This window comes from Actinomadura sp. NPDC048955 (genome assembly GCF_040649435.1).
In the GTDB taxonomy this organism is placed as follows: Bacteria; Actinomycetota; Actinomycetes; order Streptosporangiales; family Streptosporangiaceae; genus Spirillospora; species Spirillospora luteofluorescens.
In genome coordinates this window covers 92,427-117,172 of sequence record NZ_JBEZJI010000025.1, presented here as the reverse complement: position 1 = coordinate 117,172, position 24,746 = coordinate 92,427, and the positions used below count along the sequence as shown (strand labels likewise).

The following is a 24,746-nucleotide window of genomic DNA, read 5'->3' as shown; positions in this document are numbered from 1 at the left end:
CGGGCCCGCACCCGTCCGGGTGCGGGCCCGCCAGGGCCGGGAGGGCGCCTACCCCATGTGCGGGTACCGGTAGTCGGTCGGCGGGACGAACGTCTCCTTGATCGAACGCGGGGACGTCCAGCGCAGCAGGTTGAACACCGAGCCGGCCTTGTCGTTGGTGCCGGAGGCCCGCGCGCCGCCGAACGGCTGCTGCCCGACGACGGCGCCGGTGGGCTTGTCGTTGATGTAGAAGTTGCCGGCCGCGTACCGGAGCACCTCGGCGGTGTGCGCCGCCGCGGCCCGGTCGGTGGCGATGACGGCGCCGGTCAGGGCGTAGTCGGCGACCGACTCCATCTGGGCGAGCATCGCGTCGTACTGCTCGTCGTCGTACACGTGGACGCCGAGGACCGGCCCGAAGTACTCGGTCCGGAAGATCTCGTTCTCGGGGTCGCCGGACACGAGCACGGTGGGCCGGACGAAGTACCCGACGGAGTCGTCGCAGGTCCCGCCGGCCACGATCTCGACGTCCGGGTCGCCCTGGGCGCGCTCGATGGCGGCCTTGTTCTTGGCGAAGGCCCGCTCGTCGATGACGGCGCCCATGAAGTTGGACAGGTCGGCGACGTCGCCCATGGTGAGGCCGTCGACCTCGGCGGCCAGCTCCTCCTTGAACCCGTTCTCCCAGATGGAGCGCGGGACGTAGGCGCGGGACGCGGCGGAGCACTTCTGCCCCTGGTACTCGAAGGCGCCCCGGACGAGCGCCGTCTTCAGCACGGCCGGGTCGGCGGACGGGTGCGCGACGACGAAGTCCTTGCCACCCGTCTCCCCCACGACCCGGGGGTAGCTCCGGTACTTCTCGATGTTGGCGCCGACGGTCTTCCACAGGTGCTGGAACGTCGCGGTGGAGCCGGTGAAGTGGATTCCGGCGAGGTCGGGGTGCTGGAGCGCCACGTCCGACACGGCGAGCCCGTCACCGGTCACCAGGTTGATGACGCCCGGCGGGAGCCCGGCCTCCTCCAGCAGCCTCATGAGCAGGACGGCGGAGTAGGTCTGCGTGGGCGACGGCTTCCACACCACGACGTTGCCCATCAGGGCGGGCGCGGTCGGAAGGTTCGCGGCGATCGCGGTGAAGTTGAACGGGGTGATCGCGTAGACGAACCCCTCCAGCGGCCGGTGGTCGGACCGGTTCCACACGCCGGGGCCGCTGATCGGCTGCTCGGCGAGGATCCGCCGGGCGAAGTGCACGTTGAAGCGCCAGAAGTCGACCAGCTCGCAGGGGCTGTCGATCTCCGCCTGCTGGACGGTCTTGGACTGCCCGAGCATCGTCGCGGCCAGCAGCGTCTCCCGCCACGGCCCGGCGAGCAGGTCGGCGGCCCGCAGGAAGATCGCGGCGCGGTCGTCGAAGGCCATCGACCGCCACGCGGGCGCGGCCTCCAGCGCCGCGGCGACGGCGTCGCGCGCGTCCTGCTCGGTGGCGGTGCCGAACGTGCCGAGGACCGACGCGTGCCGGTGCGGCTGGACGACGGCGACCTTGGCGCCCGCCCCGAGCCGCCGCTCGCCGCCGATCGTCATGGGCAGGTCGATCGGGGTCTCGGCGGTCAGCTCGGCGAGCTCGGCCTCCAGCCTGGCCCGCTCGGCGCTGCCGGGCGCATAGCCGCGCACCGGCTCGTTCGCCGGTGTCGGAACGTTGGTGACGGCGTCCATGGAAACTCCTTAGCGGGAGACGAACGAACGGAGGAAGAAGGTGAGGTTGGCGGGCCGCTCGGCGAGCCGCCGCATGAAGTAGCCGTACCAGTCGGCCCCGTAGGGGACGTAGACGCGCATCCGGTGGGCCTGCGCGAGCCGCCGCTGCTCGGCGGCCCGGATCCCGTAGAGCATCTGGAACTCGTAGGAGGCGGGCGACCGATCGGCGGCCAGGGACAGCGCGATCTCGATGATCCGCGGGTCGTGGCTGGCGACCATCGGGTACCCGTCGCCCGACATGAGCCGCCGCAGCGCCCGGACGTACGCGCGGTCCACCTCGTGCCTGCTCTGGAACGCGACCGACGCGGGCTCGGCGTAGGCGCCCTTGACCAGCCGCACGCGCGACCCCTCGCCCACGAGGTCCCGCAGGTCGCCCTCGGTGCGCCGCAGCATCGCCTGGACGGCGACCCCGACCCAGGGGAAGTCGACCCGCAGCTTCCCGAGGACCTCCAGCGTGGAGTCCACGGTCGTGTGGTCCTCCATGTCGAGGGTGACGGTCATGCCGACCCGTCCCGCCGCGGAGCAGATCTCCCGCGCGTGGTCGAGCGCGAGGTCGCCGGGCAGCGCCTGCCCGAGCGCGGACAGCTTCACCGAGGCGTCGGAACCCCCGGCGAGCCCCCGCTCCTCGAACGCCTCGAACAACCGCAGGTAGGCGTCCCGGGTCGCCCGCGCCTGGGCGGGTTCACGGGTGTCCTCCCCCAGGTGGTCGAGGGTGACCTCCAGCCCGCCGCCCCGCAGTTCGCCGGCGGCCTCGAGCGCGGCGTCGAGATCGTCACCGGCGACGAACCGGTCGACCACGCCCCTGGTCAGCGGCACGGAGGTGAGGACATCGCGCATCCGTCCGCTGCGCGCGGCGGCGAGGAGAAGCGGGCTGAGCATGGAACCCTCCAACGTCAAGGAACACCTCGCACGTTAGGAGCACCACCCCGCACCCCCTATAGTCAAACGCCACTTTCAGAGTGGCTCGTCCTCATACAGATGTACGAAGGAACAGGAATGGCACTCGACCTCCAGGAGATCGTGGAAGAGGCGGCCGACCTCCTGGGCGCGCCCGCGACCCTGGAGGACCGCGATTTCCACCTGGTCGCCTACGCCGCGCACGGCGACACGATCGACCCCGTCCGGATGGACTCGATCCTGCACCGCCGCGCCACCGAGGCCGTCCGCGCCCGCTTCGAGCGCCACGGCATCGCCCGCGCGGCGGGCCCCGTACGCATCCCGGCGGACGCCGCGCTGGGCCAGCTCGCCCGCCTGTGCCTGCCGGTCCGCTGGAACAACGTCACCTACGGCTACCTCTGGCTGCTGGACGACCGGCAGCGCATCACCGATCCCCAGGCGGCCAGGGCGATGCCCCTGTGCGAGCGCGCGGGCCTGCTCATGGCCCGCGAGGCCCGCGAGCGCGACGACCTCGGCTGGAAGGTCGCCGACCTGCTGTCCACGCACCCCGACGTCCGGACACAGGCCGCAGACGACCTCACCGACGCGGGGGCGGTCGACACCCCCCTCACGGTGGCGGTCCTGCGCACCCCGAGCCCCGAGCCCCTGAACCCGTGGCTGCTCCCCCACTCCGTCCTGGCGACGGTGTGGCAGCGCGACCACGTCCTGCTCCTCCCCGTGGCCAGCGCCCCGGCCGCCCTGGCCCGCGCACGCCGCCTGCTGGAAGAACGCAACGCCCCCGTCCAGACGGGCGTGTACTCCCCCTGCCCCACCTTGGACGACGTCCACGAAGGCTGGCTTCGAGCCCGCGTGGCGGCCCGCACCGCCGCCCCGGGCGAGACCCGCGACTGGACGTCCCTGGGCGTCCTGCGCCTACTCCGCACGGCAGGCGACGAGGCCCTGGCCCAGACGACCCAAACCCCGGGAACCGAACGCCTCCTCGAACACAAGGACCTCGCCGCGACGGCCCGCACCTACCTGGACCTGGCAGGCAACGTCCAGGAGACCGCGAAGACCCTGAACATCCACCGCCAGACCCTCTACCACCGCCTGCGCCGCATAGAGGAGCTGACGTCCCTCACCCTCACCGACGGCCAGGACCGCCTGACCCTGCACCTGGCCCTGACACTCGCCGACCACCTCACCTGACGGCGAGGCCGGCGTGCCGCTCCCGCAGATCCCGCTTGAGGATCTTGCCGCTGGGGTTCTTGGGCAGCGCGTCCGCGAGAACGACGTACTTGGGGCGCTTGTAGGGGGCGAGCCGCTCACGTGCGTGGGCATGGATGCCGTCCACGGTCAGTGCGGCACCGGGCTTCGGCACGACCACCGCGGTGACGGCTTCGATCCAGTGCGGGTGGCTGATCCCGAAGACGGCGACCTCGGCCACCCCGTCCAGCTCGTAGACGGCCTCCTCGACCTCCCGGCTGGCGACGTTCTCGCCCCCGGTCTTGATCATGTCCTTCTTGCGGTCGACCACCGACAGGTAGCCGTCCTCGGTCATGATCCCGAGGTCACCGGAGTGGAACCACCCGTCCCGGAAGGCCTCGGCGGTCTTCTCCTCGTCGCGGTGGTACCCGAGCGCGGCGTGGGGGCTGCGGTGGACGATCTCGCCGACCTCTCCCGCCTTCACCGGCTCGCCTTCGTCGTCGACGAGCATGGTCTCCACGTTGATGGCCGCGCGTCCCGCGCTGCCGGCCCGGTCGAGCTGCTCGTGCGGCTTGAGGATGGTGGCGAGCGGAGCCATCTCCGTCTGCCCGTAGAAGTTCCACAGCCGCACGTCGGGCAGGCGCCGCATCAGCTCCCGGAGCACCTCGACGGGCATGGGCGACGCCCCGTAGTAGCCCTTGCGCAGGCTCGACAGGTCGCGCCGGTCGAAGTCGGGGTGGCGCAGCAGCGAGATCCAGACGGTCGGCGGGCAGAAGAGCTTGGTGACCTTCTCCCGTTCGATCGTCTCCAGCAGCGCCGCCGGGTCGGGCCCCGGCAGGATGATGCTGGTGGCGCCCAGGTAGACGTCGACGGAGAAGAAGCAGTCGAGCTGCGCGCAGTGGTACATCGGCAGGGTGTGCGCCTCGACGTCGTCGGCGCCCATCTCGCCGTCGATCACGCAGCTCACGTACTGGCTGACGAGGGACCGGCTGGTCAGCACCACTCCCTTGGGCCGCGACTCGGTCCCCGAGGTGTACATGATCCGCAGCGGGTCGTCGTCCTCGACCTGGACGTCCGGCGCCGTGGAGGGCCCGTCGCGCCACCAGGCGTCGGCGTCCTCCCACCCGTCGCCCGGCGCGGCGCCCGACAGCGGGATCCATCCGCGCACCCCGTCCTGGACGCCGGCCGCGTCGAGCGCCTTCTGCGCGGTCGCGGCGAGCGCGTCCTCCGCGATGATCCCGGACGCCCCCGAATGCCCGAGGATGTAGGCGATCTCCTCGGCGTTCAGCATGAAGTTCACGGGGACGAGCACCACGCCGAGCCTGGCCGTGGCGAACACGGTGACGGCGTACTGCCAGCAGTTGTGGCTGAGCAGCGCGAGCCGGTCCCCCTTGCCGAGCCCCCGCGCCGCCAGCGCGTGCGCGGCCCGGTTCACCGCGGCGTCGAACTCCGCGTACGTGACCCGCAGCTCCCCGCTGACGACGGCCAGCTTCCGAGGGTCCCGCCGCGCCGTCCGATGCAGCAGATCCCCCACCGAGTGCCGACGAGCCCGCCCCACAACAGACACAAGGCCACCTTCCCCAGAGCCCTCACCGACCGCGAAACGCCAGGTGAGAGCGGCAGGGCCAGATCATAACCACACGACCCCGCACCCCCACCACCCCCGAAAGGGGGTCACAGGCGGTCGGGACGGGGGGTGCCCGCGCCACGGAGCAGGGTGTCGACGACGAGGGTCGCGAGGGCGCCGGTGTCCTCCCCCTCCCGGTTCGCGGACGCCTCGTGGATCAGCGCGTAGTAGACGCGGCGCGTCCAGTGGATGTCGACGTCGTCGCGGAGGACGCCCGCCTCCCGGGCTCGGCGGAACAGCCGTTCGCACGTCTCCCGGACGTCGGCGTACACCTTCGCCACCTCGGGGTCGGCCGAGGACGCCCGGCTCATCGCGAACCCCCAGCCGACCTTGACGTCGAGGACGTTCGCGGTCGTCTGGTAGAGGGCGACCAGGGGCGGCGCCGTGTCCGGGTGAGCGGCGTCCACCGCGTCGGCGAACCGCTGGGCGGCCCACCCGGCCAGGGCCTGGATCAGCGCCTCGCGGGTGGCGAAGCGCCGGTGGACCGTGGTGCGGGCGACACCGGCGGCCTCGGCGATCTGCTCCATCGTGGCCGCCGGATCGCGGCCGAGGGTGCGTTCGGCCGCCTCCAGGATCACCGTCACGGTCCGCTCGGCGTCCGCGCGCATCGGCCGCCCGCCTCCGGACCTCGGCTGACGAGGGGTCTTCATGCGCGAAAGCATACGGCAGTGTCACGACTCGACGCAGATTTGCAACACGGATGTAGCAAGTTGTAGCTTCAGTGCATCCGACACGACGCAAGTAAGAGAGGGCAACCCATGGAGTACACCCGTCTGGGCCGTAGCGGTCTCTCCGTGTCCCGGCTGGTTCTCGGCACCATGAACTTCGGCACGAGGACGTCCGAGACGGACAGCCACGCGATCATGAACCGGGCGCACGAGGACGGGATCAACTTCTTCGACACCGCCGACATCTACGGCGGGGAGGACGGCGCGGGCCGCACTGAGCAGATCATCGGCCGGTGGTTCGCGACCGGCGGCGGCCGCCGCGACAGGACCGTCCTCGCCACGAAGGTCTACGGGCCGATGGGCGACGGCCCCAACGACAGGGGGCTGTCCGCGCTGCACGTCCGGCGCGCGGTCGAGGCGTCCCTGAAGCGGTTGCGGACCGACCACATCGACCTGTACCAGATGCACCACATCGACAGGGGCACTCCGTGGGAGGAGATCTGGGAGGCGTTCAGCGTCCTGCGCGGGCAGGGCAAGGTGCTGTACTTCGGGTCGTCCAACTTCGCCGGCTGGCACATCGCGCAGGCGCAGGAGGCCGCGCGGACCCGGCATTTCCTCGGGCTGGTCAGCGAGCAGTCGATCTACAACCTGATGTCGCGCTGGGCCGAACTGGAGGTGCTGCCCGCCGCGCGGGAGTACGGCCTGGGCGTGATCCCGTGGTCGCCGCTGCACGGCGGCGTCCTCAGCGGCGTCCTGCGCAAGGAGCGCGAGGGCAGCGCGGCCCGCAGCGGCACGGGCCTGTGGGCCGCCGCGCTGGAGGAGCGCCGGGAGTCCGTCGAGGCGTACGAGAAGCTCTGCGCCGACCTGGGCGAGGACCCCGCCCACGTCGGCCTGGCGTGGCTGCTGGCCCAGGAGGGCGTCACCGGCCCGATCATCGGCCCGCGGACGATGGACCAGCTGGACGGCACGCTGCGCGCCCTGGAGATCGATCTGGCCCCCCGCACCCTGGCCCGGCTGAACGAGATCTTCCCGCCCCCCGCCCCCAACGGCCCGAACCCCGCCCCCGAGGCCTACGCCTGGTAGACCCCAGGGCTCCCGAGGGGGGGTCGAGGACGGGGGCGAGAAACAAGGACCGACCCCGAGGATTCGAAGGGCGAAGCCCGAGGGGGGTCTAGGGGCGAAGCCCCAGGGGCGGGCGGGTGGGGGATGGCGGAGGCACAGGGGGCTCCGGGGGATCGTCCCCCGGGCAACGCGAAGGGTCCCCCTGGGGAAGCCGCAAAAGCGGCGACCAGGAGGACCCTAGGACCAGTAGCGGGGGCAGGATTTGAACCTGCGACCTCTGGGTTATGAGCCCAGCGAGCTACCGAACTGCTCCACCCCGCGGTGTTGATTCAAGTCTAGGGCATGGGTGGGGGTGGTTGGTACGGGCGGCGTCAGCGGGTGCAGGCGGGGACGGTGCCTTTGCCGCTTGTGAGGGCGTTGAGGGATTGGACGGCGTCGTGGAGGGTGTCGGCGCGGACGAGGCGGAGGCCGTCGGGGCGGGAGCCGGCGGCGTCGGCGCAGTTGTCCTTGGGGGTGAGGAAGACGGTGGCGCCGGCCCTGCGGGCGGCGATCATCTTCTGCTGGATGCCGCCGATGGGGCCGACCTTGCCGTCGGGGGTGATGGTGCCGGTGCCGGCGATGAACTTGCCCTGGGTGAGGGGGCCGGGGGTGAGTTTGTCGACGATGGCGAGGGAGAACATGAGGCCGGCGGAGGGGCCGCCGATGTCGCCGATGCTGATGTCGATCTTGAAGGGGAACTTGTACTGGTCGGACAGGACGATGCCGACGACGGCGCGTTTGCCGCTGGGGTCGGCGACGGTCTTGAGGGTGGCCTTGGCCTTCTTGCCGTCGCGGGTGTAGTCGAGAGTGACGGGGGCGCCGATGGGGCGTTTGGCCATGGTGCCGGTGACCTGGGAGACGCTGGTGACGGCGGCGCCGTCGAGGGCGGTGATCTCGTCGCCGGGTTCGAGGGCGCCGTCGGCGGGGCGGCCCTTCTGGACGCCGTCGACGACGACGCGGGTGGTGACGGGGACGCCGAGTTCGTGGAGGGCGGCGGCTTCGGCGTTCTGCTGGGAGTCCTGCATCGCCCGGGTGTTCTCCTGGTCGACCTGCTTGGGCGACTCGTTCTTCGGGAAGATCGTCTCTTCGGGGACGATGGCGGTGTCGCCGGCGATCCAGCCGCGCAGGGCGGTGAACAGGTCGATGCGTCCGCCGGGGCCACCGCGGTAGGTGACGGTGGTGAAGTTGAGGTGGCCCTGGTCGGGGTAGGTCTGGCGGCCTTCGATCCTGATGAGGGGCTGGCCTTTGTCGTTCGTGCCGAGGGTGTTGCTCGTGGGGCCGGGCATCAGGGCGACGTAGGGGACGCGCATGACGGAGCCGATGACGGCGAGCACGAGGACGAGCACGCTCGCGAGGGTGAGCGTGGCGGCACGACGAGACATGCCGGAAACTCTATGCGGTTCGCGCCCTCAGCAGGCTCCGACCCACTCGTCTCCCCCGTCGGCGAAGGTCTGGTGCTTCCAGATGGGGACGTGGGCCTTGAGGTCGTCGATGAGGCGGCGGCAGGCGGCGAAGGCTTCTTCGCGGTGGGGGCAGGACGCGGCGACGACGACGGCGATGTCGCCGATGCGGAGGTCTCCGACTCGGTGGAGGGCGGCGAGGCCGAGGACGGGGTAGTCGGCGGCGACCTTCTCCATGACGGCGCGGAGTTCGCGTTCGGCGGTGGGGTGGGCGCTGTAGGAGAGCGCGGTGACGGCGCGGGCGTGGTCGATGTCGCGGACGGTGCCGGCGAAGACGGCGGTGCCGCCGGCGCCGGGGGCGCCGACGGCGGCGTACACCTCGTCGATGGACAGGGGCGTGTCGCGGACGCCGATCAGCCGGATGGCGTCCCCGCCGGTAGCGCTTTGGCTCACGTCCCGCAGGCTACCTCCCGGCCGCGGCCGGCTTCACGCGGGTGCGCCGGGCTCGTCGGGTTCGAGGGTGGCGGCGAGGGCCTCGGCGAGGGCGGGGACGAGGTCGGGCCCGGTGAGGAGCTCGTCGTCGGTGTCGTGGCGGCGGAGCCGGAGGGCGGAGTGGCGGGCGCCGCCGCGCAGCACGCCGACGATCATGCGCACGTCCTCGCGCCGGGGGTGGGAGGCGGCGAACTCGGCGGCCTGGGCCTCGTCCTCGGGGATCTCCTCCTCGACCTCGGGGGGCAGGACGATCCGTTCCAGGACGAGGGCGCAGCCTTCGACGGTGTCGGGCCAGGCGATGGTCGCGAGGGCGTCCTCGACGCCGGCCTGGTCGGGCAGGGCGGGCTGTTCGAGGGCGGCGAGGGTGTCGGCGCCCTCCTGCAGGCCGAGCTGTTCGGCGAGCTCGGGTTCGGCGCGGCGCAGTTCGGAGCTGCGGACGAGGGCGTAGATGCGCGGCGCGCTGTCCCAGCCCTCCTGGGCCGAGTGACGTTCGAGGTCCAGCACGACTTCTTCCAGAAGACTCACAGGCCCATCTTTCCCCCATTCAGCACGGGGAAGTGCGGGAACCCCCGTCCCAGTCGGTAAGTTGCATCTACAGCACCGCCGGGCGGCCGGTGGGAGAGATCCTCGATCGGAGGGGCCACTTGACCTTCCGGACTCCCGGTTTCGGGCGCCGGCTCGGTACCGGACGGACGCGGCCGCTGCTGCCGGCGCTGGTGGCGCTGGCCGCGCTGCTGATGGCGTTCCTGGTCTTCACGGCCGTGTACACGGACCTGCTCTGGTACCGCTCGATCGGCTTCTCGTCGGTCTACACGACGCAGCTGCGGGCGAAGGCGGTGCTGTTCTTCGGGGCGGGGCTGCTGATGGCGCTGGTGGTGGGCGCGAACGTGGTGGTGGCGTACCGGCTGCGCCCGGCGTACCGCCCGCTGTCGGTGGAGCAGCAGGGCCTGGAGCGCTACCGGGCGGTGATCGACCCGCGGCGGCGGCTGATCGCGTGGGGGCTGCTCGGGGTGCTGGGGATGCTGACGGGGTCGTCGGTGGCGGGCCAGTGGCCCGTGTGGCTGGCGTTCCTGAACCGGACGCCGTTCGGCGTGAAGGATCCGCAGTTCCACAAGGACGTCTCGTTCTACGTCTTCACGTATCCGTTCCTGCGCCTCGTCATCGGGGTGGTCTTCGCGACCGTGATCCTGTCGATCCTGGCCGCGGTGATGGTGCACTACCTGTACGGGGGGCTGCGGCTGCAGGGGCCGGGCGACAAGGCGAGCCCGCCCGCGCGGGCGCACCTGTCGGTGCTGTTCGGGTTGTTCATCCTGCTGAAGGCGGTCGCGTACTGGTTCGACCGGTACGGGCTGGTGCATTCGGAGCGCGGGGTGGCGACGGGAGCGTCCTACACGGACGTGAACGCGCTGCTTCCGGCGAAGACGATCCTGGCCGTGATCGCCCTGCTGTGCGCCGCCATGTTCTTCAGCAACCTGCTGCGGCGCGGCATGATGCTGCCGGGTGTCGGGTTCACGCTGCTGGTGCTGTCGGCGATCCTGCTGGGCGGGGTGTATCCGCTGCTGATCCAGCAGTTCCAGGTGAAGCCCGACGAGCTGGCCAGGGAGCGCCAGTACATCCAGCGCAACATCGAGTTCACGCGCAAGGCCTACGGGGTGGACGGGGCGCGGGTCGTCCCGTACGGGTCGCAGCCGGTGACCGACAAGAAGGCCCTGCAGGACGAGGCCGCCAAGCTCGGGCAGAGCGGGGTGCGCGTCCTCGACCCGAACGTGGTGGGCGAGACGTTCCAGCAGTTGCAGCGGATCCGGCCGTTCTACCGGTTCCCCGACACGCTGGACGTCGACCGCTACCAGGTGGACGGCAAGCTCGTCGACACCGTGGTGGCGCTGCGCGAGCTGTCCGGGGCGCCGGTGGGGCAGCGCAGCTGGGTGAAGGACCACATGGTCTACACGCACGGCTACGGGTTCGTCTCCGCCTACGGCGACCGTTTCGACTCGACGGAGCCGGCCTTCATCACCCCGGACATGCCGGCGTCCCCGAACCAGCCGATCAAGGTGGCGCAGCCGGAGATCTACTTCGGGGAGCGCTCGCCGCGGTACTCGGTGGTCGGCGGGCGCGGCCAGCAGGAGCTGAACTACCCGGACAACAGCCCTTCGGGGCAGCAGAGCAGCACCTACGACGGGCAGGGCGGCGTCCCCGTCGACTCGTTCGCGCACCGGCTGCTGTACTCGGCGAAGTTCCAGGACAAGAACCTGCTGCTGTCGGGCGCGATCGACAAGAACGCGAAGATCCTCTACGACCGGTCGCCGCGGCAGATGGTGCAGAAGGCGGCGCCGTGGCTGACGCTGGACGGCGACCCGTACCCGACGGTGGTCAACGGCCGCATCCTGTGGGTGGTGGACGGCTACACGACGTCGGGGAGCTACCCGTACTCGGAGGAGATGAGCCTCGGGGAGGCCACCCGCGACACGATCACCGACACGCGGTCGGCGGTGGCGCGGCAGGCCAACGACCACATCAACTACCTGCGCAACTCGGTGAAGGCGACGGTGGACGCCTACGACGGCACCGTCCACCTGTACCAGTGGGACGAGAACGACCCGATCACCAAGACGTGGATGAAGGTGTTCGACGGCACGGTGCAGCCCCGGTCGTCGATCCCGCCGGAGCTGGAGTCGCACTTCCGCTACCCGCAGGACCAGTTCAAGGTCCAGCGGAAGGTCCTCACGAAGTACCACGTGACGGACCCGTCGGCGTTCTACAACGGGGAGGGCTTCTGGGAGGTGCCCGAGGACCCGTCCGCAAAGGGCAGGCAGCAGCCTCCCTACTACCAGAGCCTGCGGATGCCGGGCCAGGACGCCCAGTCCTTCTCGCTGACCACGGTGTTCAACCCGCGCGGCAACCCGCAGCTCGCCGCGTTCATGTCGGTGGGGTCGACGCCGGGGCGCGACTACGGGCAGATCCAGATCCTGCAGATGCCGCGCAACGCGCAGCCGTCGGGGCCGGGTCAGGTGCAGAACTCCTTCGAGACCGATCCGAAGGTGAAGGCCGATCTGTTCGCGTTGCGGCAGGGCGGGACGAAGACCGTCCCGGGCAACCTGCTGACGATCCCGTTCGGCGGCGGCCTGCTGTACGTGGAGCCGATGTACACGAAGGCGGCGGGCGGCTCGGAGCAGCAGCCCTACCCGATCCGCGGCAAGATTCTCGTGCGGTACGGGGAGGGCATCGCCGCGGCCGACACGCTCGACGAGGCGTTGAAGCAGGTGCTCGGCGGCAGCGGCAGTAGCGCCGCCCCGCCGCAGCCGGGGTCACCGGTGCCGCCGGGCCAGCAGCTGAGCGCGTCGGCCCAGAAGGCGATCGAGGATCTGAAGGCCGCCGTGGCCGACTACGAGAGCGCCCAGAAGAAGGGCGACTACCCGGGCATGGGCGAGGCCTGGAAGCGGATCAAGGACGCGCAGGCCGCGCTGTCGGCCGCGGGCAAGGAGCCGCCGAAGACCTCCCCCAGCCCGTCGCCGAGCCCGTCGGGATCGCCGTCGGCCTCGCCCAGCGCCACCCCGTCCGCGAGCTGACGGCGCGACCGCCCGGCCCAGCCGGGCCGGACGGTCGCGCCGGGGTTCAGCGGCGGCGCTTGCGGGCGCGCCGGATGGCGGCCGCCGCGCCGATCGCGGCGACGGTGGCTCCCGCGGCGGTGGCCATGGTGGCCTCCTTGCCGCCCACGCGGCGGCCGACGACGGCGTGCCGTCCGGCGGTCTCCTCCATGACGGCGCGCAGGGCGGCGGCGTTGTCGTGGAGGGGTTTCCAGCCGGCGGCGCGCAGCCGCGCGCAGTCCACGACCCACGGGTAGGCGACGTAGTGCAGGTCGGTGGCGGGCGCGGGCGTCATGCCGAGCCGGTGCAGGCGCTGCGCCATCCCGAAGGTGAGGGCGGCGGGCAGCTCGATGGTGCGCTTGCCGGTGATCTCGGCCACCTCCTCGGGGCCGAGCCAGCCCTCGGAGCCGACGGCGAGGGGGCCGGCCACGTTCTCGGTGACGACGACGTCCAGGGCGGACGCGAGGTCCTCGATGTGGCAGAACTGCCAGCCGGGCGTGCTGCCCTTGACCGACAGCAGCCGGGGCGCCTCGAAGTGCCGGGTGACGACGGTGTCCACGCCGGGCCCGGCGAGCGCCGCCGGGCGGACGACGGTGACCTCCACCCCGGGGTGGGTGAGGTGCGCGGTGGCGGCCAGCTCCTCGATCTCCAGGTAGTCGCCGGCGATGGAGGTGCTGGCCTCGGCGAGCAGCGGCGCGTCCTCGCCGAGCGGCACGTCGTTGCCGGGCCCCGCCCCGTAGACCATCGCCGACGTGACGAGGACCACGCGCCGGACGCGGGCCGCCGCGGCGGCGGTGACCACGGTCTGGGCGCCGCGGACGTTGTGGGTGCGGCGCTCGCGCGGGTCCACGTCCGGGGACCGTTCCAGGTCCAGGTTGACGATCACGTCGACGTCGGAGAGCCGTCCGGGGAGCAGCGGATCCCTGATGTCGACGACACGCCACGTGACGCCGGGCACGTCGCCGCGGTGCCCGTCGATGGCGACGACCTTGCGGATCTCTTCCCGTTCGGCGAGCCGGGCGGCCAGCAGCCGCCCCGCGCCGGTGGCCGCGCCGGTGACGGCGACGACCGGGCCCTTGCTACGCCGAGGGCGAACCTTGCCCGTTGCCACGGAGGTGCCCCCTTCCTTGAGTACGCGACCTTGCCGGGACCGGCTAACGTTGCGGATATGAGCCCATCATGCATCCCAGGGGCAAACCGATGAGTGACACTCCGTTCGGCTTCAACCGTCCCGGGGACGGCGACGACGACGACCGGCCCCAGGATCCGTTCAAGGGCATGGGCGGCGACATGGCCCAGTTCGCCGACATGCTGCACCGGTTCGCGGACATGATCGGCGCGCAGGGTGCGGGCGGCGAGGGCGGCGGCCCCCTGAACTGGGACCTGGCCAAGAACATCGCCCGGCACACCGTGGTGGAGCAGGGCGACCCGTCGGTGGTCGACACCGAGCGCCGCCAGGTCGAGGAGGCGCTGCGCCTGGCGGAGCTGTGGCTGGACGAGCGGACGACGCTGCCCGCCGGGATCCGCGCGCCGCAGGCGTGGAGCCGGTCGGAGTGGATCGAGCAGACGCTCCCGGTGTGGGCGAAGGTGTGCGACCCGATCGCGTCCCGCATGGTCGACTCGATGGGCGGGGCGCTCGGCGGCGGCGAGATGCCCGCCGAGATGCAGGCGATGGCGGGCCCCCTGATCGGGATGGTCAAGCAGATGGCCGGGGCGATGGTCGGCGGGCAGGCCGGGCAGGCGCTCGGCGGGCTGGCCCGCGAGGTGACCGGCTCCGCGGACGTGGGGCTGCCGCTGGCGCCCGACGGCGTCGGGGCGCTGCTGCCCGCGGGCGTCGAGGCGTTCGGGGAGGGCCTGGAGGTCTCGCTCGACGAGGTGCGGCTCTACCTGGCGCTGCGCGAGGCCGCGCACCAGCGGCTGTTCGCGCACGTGCCGTGGCTGCGCTCGCACCTGCTGGGCGCGGTCGAGGAGTACGCGCGCGGGATCACCGTCGACCTGTCGGGCATCGAGCAGGCCGTGCAGGGGCTCGACATGAGCAACCCGGAGGCGATCCAGGAGGCGCTCGGCGGGGAGATCCAGCTCCAGCCGGAGGAGACGCCGCGGCAGAAGGCGGCGCTGGCCCGGCTGGAGACGACGCTGGCGCTGGTCGAGGGCTGGGTCGACACGGTCGTGAACGAGGCCGCGCAGGGCCGCCTGCCCGGCTCGGTGAAGCTGGCGGAGGCGGTGCGGCGGCGCCGCGCGACGGGCGGCCCGGCGGAGCGGACGTTCGCGACGCTCGTCGGCCTGGAGCTGCGGCCGCGCCGGCTGCGGGAGGCGGCGGCGCTGTGGCGGTCGCTGACCGAGGCGCGCGGCACGGAGGGCCGGGACGCGGTCTGGGAGCACCCCGACCTGCTGCCGACGTCCGACGACCTCGACGATCCGGAGGGCTTCGTCCACGGCCGCGACGAGATCGAGGGCCTGTCCGACATCGACCTGTCCAAGCTCACCAGGGGTCTCGACGAGGACGAGAAGCCCGACGAGAAGCCCGACGAGAAGGAGTCCGGCGACGCCGGTGAGGAGCCGGACGGCGGCGGTCCCGGCGGCGAGCGGGGGCCCGGCGACGAGGGGCCGCGCGCATGAGCCCGTCGCGCCCATCGCGGGTGAACGGCTGCCGGTACGAGCCCGGCTCGTCCACGAACGCGATCCGGCGGCGGGTCGCGCGGGCGAGCCTGTGCTGGCAGCGCCCGCTCGACCAGGAGCGGCGCCGCCGCCACCCGGCCAACTCCCGCTACCCGCGCGTCGGCCGCACGTGAGGCGATCGCCGGGCACGCGGCCGTGACGTCCGGGGCCCTTCACGGCGACGCCGTGCGCGTCCTCTCGTCCTGGCAGGCGCCCGATCCCGGGCAGGACGGGCTGCGGCTGGAGTTCCTGCGGCATCTGGAGGAGCATCCGGCTGACGGCCTGTGGCGCGAGTGCGCGGACGGGCACATCACCGCCAGCACCGCGGTGCTCGACGCGTCCGGTACCCGGGTGCTGCTGACGCTGCATTCGAAGGTCAAGGCGTGGCTCCAGCTCGGCGGGCATTGCGAGCGGGGCGATCTCGCGCTCGCGGGCGCGGCGCTCCGGGAGGCGACGGAGGAGTCGGGCATCGCGGGCCTGCGGCTGGTGCCGGGGCCCGTGCAGCTCGACCGCCACGAGGTCCACTGCCATCCGCAGGGCACCTGGCATCTGGACGTGCAGTACGTCGCGGTCGCTCCGCCGGGTGCGCGGCACGCGATCTCGGACGAGTCCGACGATCTCCGCTGGTTCCCGGTGGACGATCTACCGGATTCGGCCGACGCGGCGGTCCGGCGGCTGGTGGCCCGGGCGGTGGCCGCGGGCGTCTGACGCCCGCGGGTCCGGCGGCGGGCGCCGGTCAGCGGCCGAGCGGGTGGCCTTCCAGGAGGGCGCGGGTGCTCTCCCAGCCTTCCAGGCCGGGGTCCAGGAACCGCAGGTCGTCGGGGGTGCGGAGGCGGTGCCAGCCGGGGCCCTGCGGCACGAGGCCGGGGCGCGGCGCGGCGGCGCGGAGCCGGGCGAGGGCGTCGGGGGTGTCGAGGTCGACCTCGCGCAGGGCGCCGGCGAGCCAGCCGGGCAGCGGCAGGCGGGCGGCTAGGGCGACCAGGCCGTTCCCGCCGGCGCCTCCTTCGGCCCGGCAGGCGGCGGCCGGGGCGGTGCCGAGGGCGCGGAAGAGCTTACCGAGCAGCAGCGGCGGCAGGTCGGGGGCGTCGGGGGCGACCAGCGCGGCGGTCCCGGCGCCGAGGGCGTGCAGGGCGGCGAACGCGCCGGCGAGGGTGGCCTCGCGGACGATCGGCGTGCCCGGCCAGGTGACGGCCTCGGCGTCCGGCTGGTCGGGGGGGTCGAGGACGAGCGCGGGCGTCACCAGTTGGAGTCCGGCGACGACCTCGTAGGTGTCTTCGAGCAGCGCGAGCCGGAAGTCCTCCGGGTCGAGGCCGGGCGGCACGGCGGAGCGGCGCGACGGCCAGGAGAGCACGGCGGCGCAGCGCGCGGGGCCTTCGTGCGTCCGGCCCGCGGTGACCTGGTCGGTCACCCGGCGGCCTCGTGCGGGTACTCCTCGCCGGGGTGCAGCCCGTCGCGGTGGTGGATGTCCGCCACGTCGTCGGGGACGTCCGCTTCGAGCGGCAGGTGGGCGGCGGCGGCGACGCCCTCCAGGTAGCCGCGGGCGCGGTCGGCCTTCGGATAGTTGCCGACCAGCTGCCAGAAGTCGGCGCCGTGCCCGGGGATGAGCAGGTGCGCCAGCTCGTGGACCAGGACGTAGTCGACGACCCAGCCGGGCATGCCGCGCAGCCGCGTGGACAGCCGGATGGTGCCGTCGTCGGGGGTGCACGATCCCCAGCGGGCGCGCTGGTTGGCGACCCAGCGGACGCTGACCGGGTCGGCGCGGCCGGCCAGGTAGCGGCGGGACAGCTCGCGGGCACGGGACTGGAGGTCGGCGTCGGTGGGCCGCCGCCGGCGCTCCCTCTCCGCGAGGCGTTCGAGGATGGTCGCGATCCATTGTTCCTCTTCGGCCTTGCTCAGCCTGGACGGAACCATCACCACCACCTTGTCGCCCTCACGGTAGGCGGACACGGTGCGCCTGCGCCTCGGGCTCCGGCGGACCTCAACGTTAGGGGGCACGGTCAGAACCGTACTCGAATTTTTGCCGAATCCACAGGGGGTGTTTGACGTTACCGCAGGTCAACCCCTACGTTTTGGACAGTTCTCCAACGCTTCCACCAATCTCGCGGAGGGCCGCGGCAGTGTGCCCGCGCACTTTACTCACCTGAGAATTGCGGGCTGCGCTTCTCCCGCTGCGCCGCGAGCCCTTCGCGCATGTCCCGGGACGCCATCGTCACCGGCTGGGCGAGGGACTCCCAGCGCAGCGCCGACTCCATGTCGGGGTGGCCGCCGTTCGCCAGGGCGACCTTGGTGAGCCGGGTCGCGATCGGCGCCTGCGCGGCGATCCGCGCGGCGACGGCGAGGGACTCCGCGAGCACGTCCTCGCGCGGGAAGGCCTGGTTGACCAGGCCGTGCCCGGCGGCCTCGGCGCCGGTGAGGACCCGGCCGGCCAGCAGCATCTCCCGGGCCAGCGGCAGCCCGGCGACCTCGGGGAACAGCCAGGTCGCGGCCATGCCGGGATGCAGGCCGAGCGCGGTGAACGGGGCGAGCAGCTTGGCGTCGCGGGCCGCGTACCGCAGGTCGCAGGCCAGCGCGAGGCAGAGGCCGGCGCCGACGGCGTGCCCGTTGACGGCGGCGATCGTCGGCACCTCCAGGCCGCGGATCGCGAGCCACGTCCGGTAGAACTCCAGCATCCGGTCGCGCAGCGGCGGGACGGCGACGTCGCCGGTGCCGGCCAGCCAGGAAAGTTCGCCGCCGGAACTGAAGGCGGTGCCCGCGCCGGTGACGACGACGCAGCGCAGCCCGGCGTCGGCGCGCAGGTCCTCGACGGCCCGCTTCCACGCGGCGGTGAGGTCGTCCGCCATCGCGTTGCGGCGGCCGGGGTCGTTCAGGGTGAGGACGGCGACCCCGTCGGGACGGCGTTCGATCAGCAGCACATCGGCAGGCTCCGCGAACATGGCCGGCACCGTACCGCGCCCGCCGCGCCGCGGGCCGGGCGGCCCCTCCCCCGCGTGAGAAAGCGCACACTTACCGCGTTTGACCAGGTCAGACGGGTGGGCCGGTTCCGGCTCCGGGGAGAGTTCGGGATGGTTGTGGCGTGAACGACAGTGGATCATCGACAATGGTCGGCGTGAGCGATCTTCCCCGCCGCGCGGTGACGCGGTCAGCAAAGCTGGCGTCCCTCCCCATCGGCTTCGCGGGACGCACCGCCCTCGGCATGGGAAAGCGGACGCTCGGCCGCCCGGCGGAGACGGTCGCGCTGGAGATCCAGACCCGGACCGCCGAGCAGCTGTTCAAGGTGCTCGGCGAGCTCAAGGGCGGCGCGATGAAGCTCGGCCAGATGCTGTCGATCTTCGAGGCGGCGCTTCCGCCGGAGATCGCCGGGCCGTACCGGGCCACGCTGACCAAGCTGCAGGAGGCCGCTCCGCCGCTGCCGGTGTCGACCGTCCACAAGGTGCTGGAGGAGTTCCTCGGGGAGGACTGGCGGGACTACTTCGAGTCGTTCGACGACCGGCCGGCCGCCGCCGCGTCGATCGGCCAGGTGCACCGGGCCGTCTGGCACGACGGCCGGGCCGTCGCGGTGAAGGTGCAGTACCCGGGCGCGGGCAAGGCGCTGATCAGCGACTTCAACCAGCTCGCCCGGCTGGGCCGGCTGTTCGGGGTGCTGATGCCGGGCCTGGACGTCAAGTCGATGCTGGCCGAGCTCAAGGAGCGGGTGGTCGAGGAGCTCGACTACACGATCGAGGCCGAGTCGCAGACCCGGTTCCGCGAGGCCTACCTGGACGACCCCGACTTCGCCATCCCCGAGGTCATCGCGCAGTCCGGCAACATCCTGATCACCGAGTGGATGGACGGCACCGCCCTCTCGAAGATCATCAGTGATGGGGACCAGGAGACCCGCGACCACGCGGCCCTGCTGTACTGCAGGTTCCTGCTGTCGGGGCCGAAGCGGTCGGGCATGCTGCACGGCGACCCGCACCCCGGCAACTTCCGGCTGCTGGAGGACGGCCGGCTCGGCGTCCTGGACTTCGGCGCCGTCGACCGCATCCCCGGCGGGTTCCAGAAGCGGCTCGGGCTGCTGCTGCGGATCGGCACGATGGCCGACATCGACGAGGTCGAGGAGGCACTGCGCCGGGAGGACTTCATCCGCGAGGGCGTGGAGATCGACGCCGAGTCGCTGCAGGCGTTCCTCGCGCCGATCACCGAGCCGTTCGTCACCGAGACGTTCAAGTTCAACCGCGAGTGGCTGCGCGACATGGCCGCCCGGGTCACCGACCTGCGGCCGTCCAACGTCGTCCGGCAGCTGAACCTGCCGCCCGAATACGTGATCATCCACCGGGTGCTGTCGGCGGGCACCGGCGTGCTGTGCCAGCTGGAATGCGAGATCCCGGCCCGCGCCGAGTCGCTGAAGTGGGTGCCCGGCTTCGCCGACGACGCCGACGGCGAGCTGGTCGGCGGCTGACCCTCCGCCCGGAAAGGCCCGGGGGCCCCGCGCACTGATGAGGTGTGCGGGGCCCCGCTCTTCGCGCGGTCCGGTGAGTGGGCCACCGGACGCGCTCCACGCGCCCGCCGGGAGGCGTACCGTCCGCCAAACCATCCAAGAAAGAACGGACGGCGGCCTGCGACCCGCGGGCTCCACGCCTGTCAGTCCTGCGTCGTCTCCCCGTTCGTGCGTCAGTCCCGGTGCCGCGGCCGCTGCGGGTGCGCGTACGCGTCGCCGCCCGCGGTGGGGGCGAGCAGCACGCGCCGCACCCGCGACGCCCTCGTCCGCGCCTCCCGGCGGGCGCGCCTGAGCGCGACCACACGGGCGGCGAGCTCCTCGGGCGCGGACGCCGGTATTCGCTCCCGGGACAGGTCCTGGCTGAGCAACGTCATCTCGCTGAGCATCGTCATCTCGTTCTCCTCGGCCGCCCGGAGGCGCGGTCCCCGCGCGGGGGCCGCGCCTCCGGGGTCGGTCCGGCCGATCACCGGCGTGGCGGGCATCGTCGCCCTCACACCGTCACTTCGTCGGGCCGCGGGTGCTTGCGCGGGCGGCCGCGCGGCCGCTTGCGCGGCACGATCACACCGCGGACGAACAGTTCGCCGCCCCAGACGCCCCAGGGCTCCTTGCGCTCCAGCGCCCCGGCGAGGCACTCCTTGCGGAGCGGGCACTCCAGGCACAGGGCCTTGGCGAGCTCGACGTCGGCGGGAGCCTCGGCGAAGAACAGCTCCGGATCGGTCCGGCACGGAAGCGTGAGGTCCTCCTCGCTTACTGCGAGAGCCCCCTGCATCACAGTCACCCTTGTTCCTCTCGTTGGATCTCAACGGGCGTGTCGGTGGGTCTGGACAAAGAAGAAGGCCGCGGATCCGGTGTCTGGATCCGCGGCCTGGGGGCTTGCCGGTCTTCGTTCTAGACCGGTCGTCGCCTCCAGGGATACGGACCCGACACGCCACCCGTGAAGGTGACGCCCGTGTGGGCCGTGGCCGGAGCCGGAGCGCTCATGTCCTCGACGAGGTGTTCGAAGACACTGCACCCCTGGTCGTCCTGGATTCGCTGCTCGAAGCGCAGATCACGCAGATTCGTCCCGCGCAGCCCGCGCTCGTCGCGCAGCCACATGCCGCGCTCGCGCTGTCGCGGCGCGGACGTCTCGACGACGGACGCCTCGAGATACGCGACGGACTCGCCGGGCTTCGAGAGACGGGTCATCGGGGCGCGGGACACGGAGATGCCGAGCATCGAGGTGCCGGGGCAGGCCGCGGTCCAGGACGACGCGGATTTGATCAACGTGTTGCTCACCGGACTGCACACCACCTCTCTGGCTCCTCGGGCCGGGACCGGCGGATTCAAGATCCACACCGGGCGGCCGGTTGATTGCTCGCGTCGAGCGTACGGCGACTCCGCCGAATCAAGCAAGATATTTTTGACCTGCGGTTTCGTGGGGGAGTTCACCCTCGTTCCGCCGAACCCGGGACGCCTCGCGAGCGTCGAAGCTCCCGGGAGCCTCGTACGGAACGATCATCTCACGGACGGGTCCGCGGACGCTCGCGCTCGGTGTCGGAGACCCGGACGAGGCCCTCCTGCATGACCGACACGACCAGTTCCCCCGAGCGGGTGAACACCTGGCCGCGGGCGAGCCCGCGGGCGCCGCCGGCGAACGGCGTGTCCTGGTAGTACAGCAGCCAGTCGTCGGCGCGGAACGGCCGGTGGAACCACATCGCGTGGTCGAGGCTGGCGCCCATCGTCCGCTTGTCGCCCCAGGCCAGCCCGTGGTTGAGCAGGACGGTGTCGAGCAGCGTCATGTCCGAGGCGTAGGTCATCAGGCACACGTGCAGCAGCGGGTCGTGCGGCAGCTCGCCGTCCACCTTCAGCCACACCTTCGACTCGGGGGTGGCGAGGGCGGGGTCCTTGGCCGCCTCCCACGTCAGCGGCGTCGCGTGCCGGATGTCGAACGGGCGGCGGGTGACGAACTCGCGCGCGCCGACCTCGCCGAACAGCGGCGTGAGGCGGGTCAGGCCGTCCGGCAGCGTCTCCGGCGCCGGTGCGTCCGGCATCGGGGCCTGGTGGGACGGGCCGTCCTCGTGGATCTGGAACGACGCCGACAGCGTGAAGATCGCCTTGCCGTGCTGGACGGCGGTGACGCGGCGGGTGGTGAAGGACCGCCCGTCCCGGACCCGGTCGACGGTGTAGACGAGCGGGACCAGCGGGTCGCCGGGCCGGATGAAGTAGGCGTGCAGCGAGTGGACGGGCCGGTTGGCGGGGACGGTGCGCCCGGCGGCGACGAGCGCCTGCCCGGCGACCTGCCCCCCGAACACGCGCTGCCGCCGCTCCTCGGGGCTGCGGCCGCGGAAGATGTCGTTCTCGATCTGCTCCAGGTCGAGCAGGTCCAGCAGTGCCTTCAGCGATTCCTTCACGGCGGCCAGTCTTCCCTATCGGCACGAGTGAGCCGCGTCTCACCCCGGTGGTGTCAGTGCCCGCAGAGGCCGAGGACGGCCTCGCCGTAGCGGTCGAGCTTGACCCTGCCGACGCCGGGGATGCGGGCCAGGTCCTCCAGGGACTCGGGGGCGTGCTCGGCGATCGCCTGAAGCGTCGCGTCGGTGAACACCACGTACGTGGGCACCTTCTGCTCGGCCGACACCCCGGCGCGCCACTCCCTGAGCGCGAGGAGGAGCTCCTCGTTCAGCTCGGAGGGGCAGTCCTCGCAGCGGCCGAGCTTGCGCTCGACGGCGGCGGTCAGCGGGCGCCCGCAGACGCGGCACGGCTGCGGCCCCTTGGCGGGACGCCGCTTCGACCGGTCGACTCGCGCGGGCGTGTGCGTGGTGGTCTTGCCGGTCAGGCCGTCGAGGAAGCGGGACGGGCGGCGCGCCTGCGTCCCGCCGGGCGAGCGCGCCAGCGCCCACGACAGGTTCAGGTGCACGCGGGCCCTCGTCACGCCGACGTACAGGAGGCGGCGCTCCTCCTCGATCTGCTCGGGCGTCTTGGCGTAGACGATGGGCAGCGTGCCCTCGGCCAGCCCGACGAGGAACACCGCGTCCCACTCCAGGCCCTTGGCGGCGTGCAGCGACGCGAGCGTGACGCCCTCCAGCGGCGGCGCGTGCTGCGCGGCGGCGCGCTCCTCCAGCTCGGAGACGAAGTCGGGGAGCCCGGCCCCGGGGTTGTCGGCGGCCATGTCCTCGGCGAGTTGCGCCAGCGCGGCGAGCGACTCCCAGCGCGCGCGGGCCGCGCCCGCGCCCTCGGGCGGCCGGTCGGAGAACCCCGCCCCGCTCAGGACGTGCCGGACGGTCTGGATCAGCCCCATGCCGTCGGTCTCGGCGTCGGCGCCCGCCCTGGCCGCTCCGCGCAGCCGGACCACCGCCTCGCGCACCTCGGGCCGCTCGAAGAAGCGCTCCGCGCCGCGCAGCACGTACGGGACGCCGACGGCCGCGAGCGCCGACTCGTACGTCTCGGACTGCGCGTTGATGCGGTACAGGATCGCGATCTCCCGCGCGGGAACGCCCTCCTCGATGAGCTTGCGGGCCCGCCGGGCGGCGTCGTCGGCCTCGGCGACCTCGTCGTCGTACTCGTTGAACACGGGCTCGGGCCCGTTCTCGCGCTGCGCGACCAGCTCCAGTCTGTACCGCGCGCCCCGCGCCTGCCCGATCACCCCGTTCGCCAGCCGGACGACCTGCGGCGTCGAGCGGTAGTCGCGGACGAGCCTGACGATCTTGGCGTCCGGGTGCTCGCGGGTGAAGTCGAGCAGGTGGGAGGGGGACGCGCCGGTGAAGGAGTAGATCGTCTGGTTGGGGTCGCCGACGACGCACAGGTCGTCGCGGTCGCCGAGCCAGGTGTCGAGCAGCATCTTCTGCAGCGGGTTGACGTCCTGGAACTCGTCGACGACGAAGTACCGGTACTGCTCGCGGACCTGGTTGGCGACCTCGCGGTGCTCGGTGAGGACGGCGGCGGTCAGCTCCAGCATGCCCTCGAAGTCGAGCAGGTTGCGCTCGCGCCTGAGCTGCTCGTACATCGCGTAGACGCGGGCCACGTCGACGACCTCGGCGGGCGGGCGGCGGCCCGCCTTCACGACGGCGGCCGGGTAGTCCTCGGGGCGGTTCTGGGTGACCTTCGCCCACTCGATCTCGCCCGCGACGTCGCGCAGCTCCGTGCGGCCGAGCGTGAGCCGGCACGCCCGCGCCGCGTCCGCGACCAGCCCGATCTTCGAGTCGACGATCTTCGGCGGCTCGCCGCCGACGACGCGCGGCCAGAAGTAGTGGAGCTGCCGCAGGGCGGCCGCGTGGAACGTGCGGGCCTGCACGCCGGGCGCGCCGAGCTGGCGCAGCCGGCTGCGCAGCTCCCCCGCCGCCCGTGTGGTGAACGTCACGGCGAGCACCCGCTGCGGCGTGACGACGCCGGTGAGGGTGGCGTAGGCGATCCGGTGGGTGATGGCCCTGGTCTTGCCCGTCCCGGCGCCCGCGAGGACGCACACCGGGCCCTTCACCGCCTCGGCGACCGCCCGCTGCTCGGGGTCGAGTCCCTCCAGCACCGACTCAGCTGACATTCCCCCATACTCGCAGCCCGCCCCACCTGTATCAGCCATCCCGCCGCCTGTGGACAGCGCGGAATGGGAAACGGCTGTCTACTGTTCTTGCGGAGGCACACCCCCGAGCGCAAGGAGACGCGGAAGCGATGGCGACGCCGACGACCGACCGGGCCAAGGGCGCGGCCGGCCAGCTCACCATGTACACCACGACCTGGTGCGGGTTCTGCCGGCGGCTGAAGAGCCAGCTGGCCCGGGACGGCATCCAGATGGTGGAGGTCGACATCGAGCGCGACCCCGCGGCAGCCGAGTTCGTGATGAGCGTGAACGGCGGGAACCAGACGGTCCCGACCCTGGTGTTCCCCGACGGCACGGCCGCGACCAACCCCAGCGCCAAGGAGGTCAAGCGCCGCCTCGCCCAGATCGCCGACGCGGGCTGAGCCCCGACG

The 24,746-nt window shown here is 72.4% G+C and carries 24 protein-coding genes and 1 tRNA gene; 8 read left to right on the top strand and 17 right to left on the bottom strand.

The annotated features are described in order from the left end of the window. Window positions 1-48 precede the first annotated feature (48 nt). Both pruA and AB0C84_RS23830 read right to left on the bottom strand, forming a co-directional pair. Window positions 49-1,680: an L-glutamate gamma-semialdehyde dehydrogenase gene (gene pruA, locus AB0C84_RS23835; protein ID WP_338740780.1), complete on the bottom strand. Its 1,632-nt coding sequence runs from the start codon at window positions 1,678-1,680 to the stop codon at window positions 49-51. A gap of 9 nt (window positions 1,681-1,689) precedes the next feature. Next, a complete protein-coding gene (locus tag AB0C84_RS23830; protein ID WP_361070087.1) occupies window positions 1,690-2,598 on the bottom strand; it encodes a proline dehydrogenase family protein in 909 nt (302 codons plus the stop codon). A 117-nt stretch (window positions 2,599-2,715) separates the two neighbouring features. On the opposite strand from AB0C84_RS23830, the gene AB0C84_RS23825 reads away from it, so the two are divergent. Beyond that, window positions 2,716-3,804 (top strand): helix-turn-helix domain-containing protein, encoded by a 1,089-nt coding sequence (locus AB0C84_RS23825; RefSeq protein WP_361070084.1) that lies wholly within the window; start codon window positions 2,716-2,718, stop codon window positions 3,802-3,804. Here the strand turns inward: AB0C84_RS23825 and AB0C84_RS23820 are convergent. Continuing rightward, a complete protein-coding gene (locus AB0C84_RS23820) occupies window positions 3,797-5,368 on the bottom strand; it encodes an acyl-CoA synthetase (RefSeq protein WP_361070081.1) in 1,572 nt (523 codons plus the stop codon). The genes AB0C84_RS23825 and AB0C84_RS23820 overlap by 8 nt on opposite strands. Before the next feature lie 107 nt (window positions 5,369-5,475). Further along, window positions 5,476-6,078, bottom strand: coding sequence for a TetR/AcrR family transcriptional regulator (locus AB0C84_RS23815; protein ID WP_361070078.1), 603 nt, complete (start codon window positions 6,076-6,078; stop codon window positions 5,476-5,478). 144 nt (window positions 6,079-6,222) lie between these two features. Between AB0C84_RS23815 and AB0C84_RS23810 the strand changes: the two genes are divergently transcribed. After that, window positions 6,223-7,179, top strand: coding sequence for an aldo/keto reductase (locus AB0C84_RS23810; RefSeq protein ID WP_361070075.1), 957 nt, complete (start codon window positions 6,223-6,225; stop codon window positions 7,177-7,179). 226 nt (window positions 7,180-7,405) lie between these two features. Here AB0C84_RS23810 and AB0C84_RS23805 read toward each other — a convergent pair. From AB0C84_RS23805 to AB0C84_RS23790, 4 genes are all read right to left on the bottom strand, one after another. Then, window positions 7,406-7,479: transfer RNA gene (locus AB0C84_RS23805), tRNA-Met, on the bottom strand. 50 nt (window positions 7,480-7,529) lie between these two features. After that, entirely contained in the window at window positions 7,530-8,579 is a 1,050-nt protein-coding gene (locus tag AB0C84_RS23800; RefSeq protein WP_361070072.1) for a PDZ domain-containing protein, read from the bottom strand. Between the two features lie 27 nt (window positions 8,580-8,606). Continuing rightward, a complete protein-coding gene (locus AB0C84_RS23795) occupies window positions 8,607-9,050 on the bottom strand; it encodes a molybdenum cofactor biosynthesis protein MoaE (RefSeq protein ID WP_361070069.1) in 444 nt (147 codons plus the stop codon). 33 nt (window positions 9,051-9,083) lie between these two features. Continuing rightward, window positions 9,084-9,614 (bottom strand): PPA1309 family protein, encoded by a 531-nt coding sequence (locus tag AB0C84_RS23790; RefSeq protein ID WP_179843652.1) that lies wholly within the window; start codon window positions 9,612-9,614, stop codon window positions 9,084-9,086. Window positions 9,615-9,733: 119 nt separating this feature from the next. Here AB0C84_RS23790 and AB0C84_RS23785 point away from each other — a divergent pair, with 119 nt between their 5' ends. After that, on the top strand, window positions 9,734-12,655 hold the full coding sequence (locus tag AB0C84_RS23785) for a UPF0182 family protein (RefSeq protein ID WP_361070066.1): 2,922 nt from the start codon (window positions 9,734-9,736) through the stop codon (window positions 12,653-12,655). A 46-nt stretch (window positions 12,656-12,701) separates the two neighbouring features. Here the strand turns inward: AB0C84_RS23785 and AB0C84_RS23780 are convergent, their stop codons facing one another. After that, window positions 12,702-13,784, bottom strand: coding sequence for an NAD-dependent epimerase/dehydratase family protein (locus tag AB0C84_RS23780; RefSeq protein WP_361070063.1), 1,083 nt, complete (start codon window positions 13,782-13,784; stop codon window positions 12,702-12,704). Between the two features lie 89 nt (window positions 13,785-13,873). On the opposite strand from AB0C84_RS23780, the gene AB0C84_RS23775 reads away from it, so the two are divergent. From AB0C84_RS23775 to AB0C84_RS23765, 3 genes are read left to right on the top strand one after another with little or no spacing between them, the layout of a single operon-like run. Beyond that, the gene (locus tag AB0C84_RS23775; RefSeq protein ID WP_179843655.1) at window positions 13,874-15,292 is read left to right on the top strand and encodes a zinc-dependent metalloprotease; all 1,419 of its coding nucleotides are present in this window, start codon (window positions 13,874-13,876) and stop codon (window positions 15,290-15,292) included. Beyond that, complete coding sequence (locus AB0C84_RS23770) at window positions 15,289-15,465, top strand: hypothetical protein (protein ID WP_179843656.1); 177 nt, start codon at window positions 15,289-15,291, stop codon at window positions 15,463-15,465. Before AB0C84_RS23775 ends, AB0C84_RS23770 begins: the two co-directional genes overlap by 4 nt. Before the next feature lie 52 nt (window positions 15,466-15,517). After that, complete coding sequence (locus AB0C84_RS23765; RefSeq protein ID WP_361070058.1) at window positions 15,518-16,039, top strand: NUDIX hydrolase; 522 nt, start codon at window positions 15,518-15,520, stop codon at window positions 16,037-16,039. A 28-nt stretch (window positions 16,040-16,067) separates the two neighbouring features. Here the strand turns inward: AB0C84_RS23765 and AB0C84_RS23760 are convergent, their stop codons facing one another. The 3 genes from AB0C84_RS23760 to AB0C84_RS23750 form a co-directional block, all read right to left on the bottom strand. Then, on the bottom strand, window positions 16,068-16,739 hold the full coding sequence (locus AB0C84_RS23760) for a hypothetical protein (RefSeq protein ID WP_361070055.1): 672 nt from the start codon (window positions 16,737-16,739) through the stop codon (window positions 16,068-16,070). After that, on the bottom strand, window positions 16,736-17,326 hold the full coding sequence (locus AB0C84_RS23755; protein ID WP_258941441.1) for a M48 family metallopeptidase: 591 nt from the start codon (window positions 17,324-17,326) through the stop codon (window positions 16,736-16,738). The genes AB0C84_RS23760 and AB0C84_RS23755 overlap by 4 nt, the downstream gene beginning before the upstream one ends. Window positions 17,327-17,463: 137 nt before the next feature. After that, entirely contained in the window at window positions 17,464-18,264 is an 801-nt protein-coding gene (locus tag AB0C84_RS23750) for an enoyl-CoA hydratase/isomerase family protein (protein WP_361070051.1), read from the bottom strand. 173 nt (window positions 18,265-18,437) lie between these two features. On the opposite strand from AB0C84_RS23750, the gene AB0C84_RS23745 reads away from it, so the two are divergent. Then, entirely contained in the window at window positions 18,438-19,769 is a 1,332-nt protein-coding gene (locus AB0C84_RS23745) for an AarF/ABC1/UbiB kinase family protein (protein ID WP_361070047.1), read from the top strand. Window positions 19,770-19,981: 212 nt separating this feature from the next. Here the strand turns inward: AB0C84_RS23745 and AB0C84_RS23740 are convergent, their stop codons facing one another. The 5 genes from AB0C84_RS23740 to AB0C84_RS23720 all read right to left on the bottom strand — a co-directional run bounded on the left by AB0C84_RS23740 (window position 19,982) and on the right by AB0C84_RS23720 (window position 24,318). Beyond that, window positions 19,982-20,302: a hypothetical protein gene (locus AB0C84_RS23740; RefSeq protein ID WP_361070044.1), complete on the bottom strand. Its 321-nt coding sequence runs from the start codon at window positions 20,300-20,302 to the stop codon at window positions 19,982-19,984. After that, complete coding sequence (locus AB0C84_RS23735; RefSeq protein ID WP_131877072.1) at window positions 20,299-20,577, bottom strand: WhiB family transcriptional regulator; 279 nt, start codon at window positions 20,575-20,577, stop codon at window positions 20,299-20,301. The genes AB0C84_RS23740 and AB0C84_RS23735 overlap by 4 nt, the downstream gene beginning before the upstream one ends. Window positions 20,578-20,696: 119 nt before the next feature. Continuing rightward, window positions 20,697-21,083, bottom strand: coding sequence for a hypothetical protein (locus tag AB0C84_RS23730; RefSeq protein ID WP_361070041.1), 387 nt, complete (start codon window positions 21,081-21,083; stop codon window positions 20,697-20,699). Between the two features lie 224 nt (window positions 21,084-21,307). Beyond that, window positions 21,308-22,198, bottom strand: a complete 891-nt coding sequence (tesB, locus tag AB0C84_RS23725; protein WP_179843662.1) for an acyl-CoA thioesterase II — start codon at window positions 22,196-22,198, stop codon at window positions 21,308-21,310. Between the two features lie 53 nt (window positions 22,199-22,251). Then, window positions 22,252-24,318 (bottom strand): ATP-dependent DNA helicase UvrD2, encoded by a 2,067-nt coding sequence (locus AB0C84_RS23720; RefSeq protein ID WP_361070038.1) that lies wholly within the window; start codon window positions 24,316-24,318, stop codon window positions 22,252-22,254. Between the two features lie 128 nt (window positions 24,319-24,446). Here AB0C84_RS23720 and AB0C84_RS23715 point away from each other — a divergent pair, with 128 nt between their 5' ends. Further along, a complete protein-coding gene (locus AB0C84_RS23715; RefSeq protein ID WP_179843664.1) occupies window positions 24,447-24,737 on the top strand; it encodes a mycoredoxin in 291 nt (96 codons plus the stop codon). The last annotated feature ends 9 nt before the right edge of the window (window positions 24,738-24,746 follow it).

Bases quoted from the DNA above. Each gene is read 5' to 3' on its own strand.
- pruA (WP_338740780.1), bottom strand. From the start codon at position 1,680: ATGGACGCCGTCACCAACGTTCCGACACCGGCGAACGAGCCGGTGCGC.
- AB0C84_RS23830 (WP_361070087.1), bottom strand. From the start codon at position 2,598: ATGCTCAGCCCGCTTCTCCTCGCCGCCGCGCGCAGCGGACGGATGCGC.
- AB0C84_RS23825 (WP_361070084.1), top strand. From the start codon at position 2,716: ATGGCACTCGACCTCCAGGAGATCGTGGAAGAGGCGGCCGACCTCCTG.
- AB0C84_RS23815 (WP_361070078.1), bottom strand. From the start codon at position 6,078: ATGAAGACCCCTCGTCAGCCGAGGTCCGGAGGCGGGCGGCCGATGCGC.
- AB0C84_RS23800 (WP_361070072.1), bottom strand. From the start codon at position 8,579: ATGTCTCGTCGTGCCGCCACGCTCACCCTCGCGAGCGTGCTCGTCCTC.
- AB0C84_RS23775 (WP_179843655.1), top strand. From the start codon at position 13,874: ATGAGTGACACTCCGTTCGGCTTCAACCGTCCCGGGGACGGCGACGAC.
- AB0C84_RS23770 (WP_179843656.1), top strand. From the start codon at position 15,289: ATGAGCCCGTCGCGCCCATCGCGGGTGAACGGCTGCCGGTACGAGCCC.
- AB0C84_RS23750 (WP_361070051.1), bottom strand. From the start codon at position 18,264: ATGTTCGCGGAGCCTGCCGATGTGCTGCTGATCGAACGCCGTCCCGAC.
- AB0C84_RS23735 (WP_131877072.1), bottom strand. From the start codon at position 20,577: ATGCAGGGGGCTCTCGCAGTAAGCGAGGAGGACCTCACGCTTCCGTGC.
- AB0C84_RS23720 (WP_361070038.1), bottom strand. From the start codon at position 24,318: ATGTCAGCTGAGTCGGTGCTGGAGGGACTCGACCCCGAGCAGCGGGCG.
- AB0C84_RS23715 (WP_179843664.1), top strand. From the start codon at position 24,447: ATGGCGACGCCGACGACCGACCGGGCCAAGGGCGCGGCCGGCCAGCTC.